General features: G+C 31.8%; 8 protein-coding genes. 1 reads left to right on the forward strand and 7 read right to left on the reverse strand.

All coding sequences use genetic code 11. The features are described from left to right. The 7 genes from G413_RS11540 to G413_RS0110355 all read right to left on the reverse strand — a co-directional run. A partial coding sequence (locus tag G413_RS11540) for an IS1/IS1595 family N-terminal zinc-binding domain-containing protein (RefSeq protein ID WP_037614837.1) occupies nucleotides 1-257 on the reverse strand: 257 nt, incomplete at its 3' end. 372 nt (nucleotides 258-629) lie between these two features. Beyond that, nucleotides 630-1,331 (reverse strand): LytR/AlgR family response regulator transcription factor, encoded by a 702-nt coding sequence (locus G413_RS0110330; RefSeq protein WP_022790783.1) that lies wholly within the window; start codon nucleotides 1,329-1,331, stop codon nucleotides 630-632. Between the two features lie 337 nt (nucleotides 1,332-1,668). Then, the gene (locus tag G413_RS0110335; RefSeq protein WP_022790784.1) at nucleotides 1,669-2,895 is read right to left on the reverse strand and encodes a serine hydrolase; all 1,227 of its coding nucleotides are present in this window, start codon (nucleotides 2,893-2,895) and stop codon (nucleotides 1,669-1,671) included. 341 nt (nucleotides 2,896-3,236) lie between these two features. After that, on the reverse strand, nucleotides 3,237-3,749 hold the full coding sequence (locus G413_RS0110340; protein WP_022790785.1) for a hypothetical protein: 513 nt from the start codon (nucleotides 3,747-3,749) through the stop codon (nucleotides 3,237-3,239). Nucleotides 3,750-3,765: 16 nt separating this feature from the next. Then, entirely contained in the window at nucleotides 3,766-4,557 is a 792-nt protein-coding gene (locus G413_RS11875) for a BspA family leucine-rich repeat surface protein (RefSeq protein WP_162138413.1), read from the reverse strand. Between the two features lie 183 nt (nucleotides 4,558-4,740). Further along, nucleotides 4,741-5,334, reverse strand: a complete 594-nt coding sequence (locus G413_RS12145; RefSeq protein WP_147285006.1) for a hypothetical protein — start codon at nucleotides 5,332-5,334, stop codon at nucleotides 4,741-4,743. Nucleotides 5,335-5,927: 593 nt separating this feature from the next. Beyond that, nucleotides 5,928-6,323, reverse strand: a complete 396-nt coding sequence (locus tag G413_RS0110355; RefSeq protein WP_022790788.1) for a LytR/AlgR family response regulator transcription factor — start codon at nucleotides 6,321-6,323, stop codon at nucleotides 5,928-5,930. Between the two features lie 102 nt (nucleotides 6,324-6,425). On the opposite strand from G413_RS0110355, the gene G413_RS0110360 reads away from it, so the two are divergent. After that, the coding region (locus G413_RS0110360) for a transposase (RefSeq protein ID WP_022790789.1) at nucleotides 6,426-6,644 on the forward strand (219 nt) is incomplete at its 3' end.

Below are 6,644 nucleotides of genomic sequence, written 5' to 3' on the forward strand. Positions count from 1 at the left end.
TGACCATGATCACAGACAAAACGTTTTTTACAGGAATTACATTTCAACATCTGTTTACCAGCCTTGGTTTTACCCGCTTTTACGAGCACGGGATGATGTTGACCACATTTAGGACAGTATTCGAAATGAAAGTGATCCATCTGTTGATTGATTTCCAGATAATCACGGATCATTTGAGAAATACGATCTTTTTGATAAGCGCAAAGTTTTTCATCAATAGAAGGGACTAAAAAATCAGAACTAGTATTCATCAACATATAAGTACCTCGTTTCTCTGTACTTATAAAATACTGTCTGATTCGACACTATTTATGTCATATCAACAAATTGGAGGTTAAGCGACTGTGTAAATAATAAAAGAATGATTGCTCTGGCAGTCAACAAAATAAAACAGCACCAGCTAAAATGAAAAAATTTACCACGAAATCCTCCCTGATAAAAGGCATTGCACAAAGTCCAGAGTAGTATAAAGAAAACTGCGTTTTGTACAAGACTGATCCGGTTGCGAAAAGCACAGGGTACGATAAAAAAGCTGTATAAGAAAATTTGATGAAGGGAATATCGGAAAGGGAAAAAGTAATGTAAAAACGTCAAAAGAAAAATAAAGGTCAGTAAATCAAACAAGAAATTTATTGTGAGCATTGTAGGTAATGTAGATATCCTTTCATAAATGAAGCTTTGTATTTTTTAGATAGCGGAATAGAAACACCATTGGTCAAAAGAATGTCCTTTTTGTCACGGGTAAGATCGGCAATATGTCGATAACTGACAAGAAAGGCTTTATACGATTGTCCAAAATCATAAAAGCTCAGACATTCTTTCCAATAGGAAAGGGAATAAGTCGTTCGATATTTTTTATGTTTTAAATAGAGATACGTATGCCGATCATAAAATTCTACATAATATACATCTTTATAGTAAATCTTATAAGGAGAAATCTTTAAATCCGTCAGAGCCTTCTGTTGTTTACAATCCCCTAAGATCACATCGTAAAAGACACGTTGAAAATCAAGGAAAGAGATAGGCTTTAATAAATAACGTTTAGCCTCGATCAAATAGCCCTGTTGAAGATATTCGGCATATAAAGAAGTGATAATGATAGGGATTTTAGGACACTGCCTTCGGATGAGATGCCCCAATTGGATACCATTATAAGAGGTTAGCCGGATATCTAAGAAAATCAGATCATAGTTCTTAAAATTTAAGTCGGATTTTTCATTTAAGATCGTAAGATGATAAGAAATGTTTTCCTGCGCAAAAGCATCATGAATGAGATGCGATAGATGTTTTATATCCTCTAGATGATCTTCACATATTAATATTTGAAACATGAAAGCTCCTTTTCAAAGTGGAAAAATGGGTAAAGGTTACACCAGTCAAACACAAAGAAAAAGAGGTTTGGCCATATTATGAATGGAAAGATACGAAAATGGAAAATAGACCCGTTTCATAATCAAATCCTTTCTAAAATATCATAAGATATTCATTCTTGTAGAAAGAAACGTTTGTTTAGTTTTAAAAATTATAAGATCTATATTTTTATCAAAGGCTATGAAATATGTAATGCTTACTTGCCTTTATTGTATCGAGTATAAGTTGTAATAAAAATAACCGACTTATTCGCTATGAAAGGAAGTATAGTTCCTGGGATAAGTCGGTCATAAAAAACTAAATTAATGTATCTTGATATTCAAAAACACAGGAAGAAATCTCATACATCAAGGATGTATATACGTTTACATCTTTAGAAAAGATGACCAGGATATAGTCTCTTCCCGGTAAATAGACAATACCGCCATCATGATAATATGTATCAGCACAACCGGTTTTGTGGGCAAATTCAACATTTTGTCCTAAACCACTCTGTAAAGCCGTGTAATCCGTACAACGTTTAAAAAGATCGATCATTTGATCACAGCTTTTTTTTGATCCCAGTTCATGATCATAGAGCTTTTCAAAAAATATACCGATGTCACTTGCACAGCTGACATTGGCACCGCCGTCCGTAAAAAAGTGCTGGCCAGGCTGTAGGCCATGATGCAATGCGGTATTTCGCATGCCGATTTGTTGAGCCAGAACATTTGCCTTATGTAAGCCATAAAGTCCATTGCCATCTCCAATCACTTCCATTAACACATTATAGGATGTGTTATCGCTGATGGTGATCATAGGTTCGATCCATTGCTCATATTGTGCATAGTTGATCGTTCCTGCATCAATTTCTTGAAAAACAGCGGCCAGGGCAACGGTTTTGATCATGCAGCAGGGATACATGGATTGCGGATGAATCTCAAATTCTTTTCTGGTTCGCAAGTCTTTAAAATAGACACTGATATCACCAGAGTATTGAGAAAGAATCTCCTGCACATCATTTTGAATCTCTTCAATATCAATCTGTAAGTTTCCATTTTTATCAAAGACGTATTTCTTCTTATTGATTGTCTTAGTACCGGTTACCATATGCCCTTTTTGATCAAAATAAGAAAGCATCGGTTTTTCATTCTTTGTGTAGGCTTTAAACTTCTTTTTAAGCATCTGTCCATCTTTTTCAAAATAATAGGTTTTTCCATTAATTGTATGCAACCCTGTTACTCGTTTTCCATTTTTGCCAAAATAATATGTTTTGTGATTTATGGTTTGAAAGCCTTTTTTCATAAAGCCGGTTTCTTTTGAAAAGTAGTAATAATCTTTACCGATCTTTTTCATACCGTGTGCCAGTTCACCATCTTCATTAACATAGACCATCGTTGAAGAGACAAAAGGGAATAAGGAAACAAAACCTTGTTGATGGGAAAGATGAACTGCAAAGCTTAGAACTAAAAAAGAGCATAGTGAGACTATAACCAATATAATCTTCTTCATGCTCCATTTTCTTTTCAGAGGTTGCTTATTCATACTTTTCTCTTCCATCTATCTTATTATTTTTATAATAGCGCAGTATTTATTAAAATCAAGGAATTTAGAAAGATAAACCATCCGATGTGTTCAAAAAATCAGGTTATTTAAAAATTATTTGAAAAAAAGTTAGATTTTTTGAACCAAAAAGTTTTTCGGAAATTGGGGGTTTTAAGATTTTTAGTTTATTTTAAGTTTAAATACAGTATTTATCTAAGTAAAAGAAGGATTAATTTAAACCGGGTAAAAAAAGATTTATTGTCCGACCATATTAGAATTTTAATCTATGTACTATTCATATTTGACGGTTTATTCTTTATTCAGATATGAAGAAGAGAAAATTATGCTTTCTTTTTAGATAAGAACAGACGTAATTTACCTCTAAAATTCTTGTAAATCCAAAGTAAATACACTGAGATATAAAAGATGTAGATTGGAAGGCCTAACATCCCCTGTAAAAGATAGCTTCCACTATAAAGATATATACACATTAAAACGATGCTTAGAATATCTTTTACCACAAATCCGATTAAGTAGATCTTCATTTTCGTTTTTGAATACTCTTTTATTTTATCTGATGATAAAGGCTTTTTAAACTGCGCTATATATAACCAGCCATAAATTGTATAAATTAAGAATAGAACAAGAATTAAAAAGTAAGAACGAATATAAATAAGAGAAAAAGTAATAAACAATAAAGTAAAAAGAGTATCAAAAACTATGTATAAATAAGAATCGGTAATCAATCCTTTTTTCAAACAGCGTATATAAGCAATCATGCATAACACCACAATAATTAAAATCGCAACAAACTCCAATGGAAAGGTCGCCGGATCATTCCTTGGTCCACTCATATTAATTTCCTCCTGACTAATTTAGGTTTTCAGAAGCAGCGTTTACAATTGAAGCATTAATAAATTTATCCATCCATTTCGAACAGCGGTCATCGATGTTAGGGTTGTTTGAGTAATTACTAAACATATTATTAGCGGCAATAATCGATGCAGTGCTCCACTCGGATAGATCGCCTATATACCAATTCTTAGCTTTATCACCTGCAAAATAAAACATAAATACCATGACCCGTACCTTTGAAGTATCCCAATGATTAAGTCCTCCCTCTAATTTAAAATTCTCAGCGTCGCTGCCGGCAGCTCGAAACATCCATTGCATATCAGTGACATTGGATGTATTCCAAGAATCTAACCCTTTGATCACAAATGTATCATCGATAAAACAACCAGCTTCTTTAAAAAGATAAGCCATGCTTTTAACTTGAGATGTATCTACTTTTGATACATCAATGGATTCTACATAATATAAATCATTGAACCAGAATGACATATCAGTAGGTTGTATCCTATGTCCAATCTCTATCGCTTTGATCCAATCCTTATCTTTTTGCCAATAAGGAAGATGATCTTCATTGTCGAATATATATCCGTCCTCTTCAAAAGAAGGATACTCTTTTATTACAGAACCATGTTTTTCTTTGTTTTTTTCTTTGTCCAATGAACTTTCTTCTATGATCAAGGTTCCATCTGTATATAGAACAGTAGAAAATATTTCTTTTTGTAAATACCACTGCAGAAAAAAATACATGATGACCGGAACTATGATGTATATCGCGATATAAATGTATTTCAATTTTTTTGTCATCATAATCATCCTCACAATCATAATGAAAACAGAAGTATGGCCTATCTAAATTATAGTTTTAGTTATATTCTCCGGCAATTTTTTTGGTATGGATGACATAATTTTTGTTTAAATGGTTTGTCGATGTCTATTAAAAATAAAAATGAATCTTCATATAGGTATTAAGATTCATTTTAAGGTGTTTATTTAAATCACTGTTAATATGGTATAAGAGTTTTCCTTTATGTCAATTTTAGTGTATGGATCATATTTTTCTTGAATTTTGTTGGGTAATTGATAGCTTCCAATAGGATCCTTAGGGGGAATAAATTCAATTTTTACAGCTGATTTTGAATGTATTTCCTTACATGAAATATGAATTACTTTTTTTGGTTTTTGATTTTGTTTTATTGAATGGATTGAAAAATCCAATAAAGAATAGAACAAAAGTACTTGGTCTGTATATGCAATGGAAGACAGGTCACAAAAGACAGATGTTTCAATATCTATCTGATCTTTACGAATATCATCTAAAAAATGATTGATGACAGCATTAAGTGCAGGAGCATTTGTATATATCATATTAAACGCTTTACTGGTACTGCTGCTGATAGTTTGAATCATTTTATGAAGATTTTCTTTATCATTTATTTTTTCATAGACATTTAACAGATTACACTGGTGTAGAAGTTCATGTAAGAAATTAAAGTTTAAATGATAATTTTGATCTAACATTTTAATCTTTTCTTGAAAAAGTTTCTCTTTTTGAGTGAATAAGGTAACTTCATTTTGCAGTTTCATAGATTGAATGGACTTTATGTATAAAAAGAGCATGACAAAATTAGAGATTACTAGTCCGAAAAGTACAGCACTTATCATGAATGGACTGTTCGCATTAAAAAAGTATTCTGTTATGTTTAGGGCAAAGAAAAGTGTTATAAAAGGTAATATCAACAGAACCCAACTGTAACTAGGTATTTTCTTATTTAAAATCTGATGGAAAATACTGGAGAACAATAAATCAAAGAAAGCAGAAAAAAGAAAACATAGAAAAAGGATAAACCAGTTATTGATTTCATGATTGGGTATAAAAACGGTAAAGATCGTACCAACCAGACACTCGGATGTCAGAATATTGATCTCTAGAAAAAGAGTAGTGCATAGTGTATGAAATGTAGTTAAGGGCAATATGGTTTTAAAAAGTAAAAACTCTAGAAAGATCATTACAAATTTGGTGTATATGCTTGGATAGTAATAAATTAGAAAAGCGATGATTATTGCGGTGATAAGAGAGCACCCAAGACTTTTTCCATAATCAATCCTTAATTTACAGCGGTTATTGAGAATCAAAGTCAATGCAGCTATATAACCCCAACAAGTAAAAAAGAAAGAAATCATAATTGGTTCTCCACACTTTCCAGCCAACTGTTAATAAAGCTTTTCTTAAAGCCTCTGGATAAAGGAATATGTTCTTCATTCAACAGGAAGACATAATCTTGTTTTATATCTGCGACAAAACGACAGTTTACCAGATATGATCGATAACATTGAGAAAAAGAATATGGTTTTAGCTTGTTTTCCCAGTAACCTAGAGAATAAGGGGTAACGATCCTTTGTTTATTTGTTAATTTGATATAAGAATGTCGATCATAGTATTCAATATATAAGATATCTTTGAGAAGGATGCGTTTTCGTGAAATTTTTTTATCGAGAATACTGGCAGTATCAAAAGAATATTCATGAACTACACGTTTTAAGTTTATATTAAATTGTTCTTGTGATGATAGCATAAAATATCTTGTGTAAATTCGTTTTTCTGGAAATATAGAAAAAAAGGTATATCCTTAGTAAAATTAGTTCGACCAAAAACAATTTACGAAAGGAATATACCCATGAACTATTTTACTACATCTTTAATGAAAAACCTATTTTCTAATGACAACAATCTTCCAGCTTTTGAACAGGCTGTAACTGAACTGTTTCGTTCAGAGTTGGAGAAATCTCTCAATGAAATACTCGCATATGAGTTGACGGCTTTTCTTGATTATGAACCATACGCTAGAACCAATAACGAAAATTCTAGAAATGGTTCCTATCAAAGAAAGTTTGAT

Source organism: Faecalicoccus pleomorphus DSM 20574, from assembly GCF_000420345.1.
Classification (GTDB): Bacteria; Bacillota_I; Bacilli_A; order Erysipelotrichales; family Erysipelotrichaceae; genus Faecalicoccus; species Faecalicoccus pleomorphus.

What these genes read in the sequence shown, in the direction of transcription:
- G413_RS11875 (WP_162138413.1), bottom strand. Translation starts at nt 4,557, where the DNA reads ATGATGACAAAAAAATTGAAATACATTTATATCGCGATATACATCATA.
- G413_RS12145 (WP_147285006.1), bottom strand. Translation starts at nt 5,334, where the DNA reads ATGAAACTGCAAAATGAAGTTACCTTATTCACTCAAAAAGAGAAACTT.
- G413_RS0110340 (WP_022790785.1), bottom strand. Translation starts at nt 3,749, where the DNA reads ATGAGTGGACCAAGGAATGATCCGGCGACCTTTCCATTGGAGTTTGTT.
- G413_RS0110335 (WP_022790784.1), bottom strand. Translation starts at nt 2,895, where the DNA reads ATGAATAAGCAACCTCTGAAAAGAAAATGGAGCATGAAGAAGATTATA.
- G413_RS0110355 (WP_022790788.1), bottom strand. Translation starts at nt 6,323, where the DNA reads ATGCTATCATCACAAGAACAATTTAATATAAACTTAAAACGTGTAGTT.
- G413_RS0110330 (WP_022790783.1), bottom strand. Translation starts at nt 1,331, where the DNA reads ATGTTTCAAATATTAATATGTGAAGATCATCTAGAGGATATAAAACAT.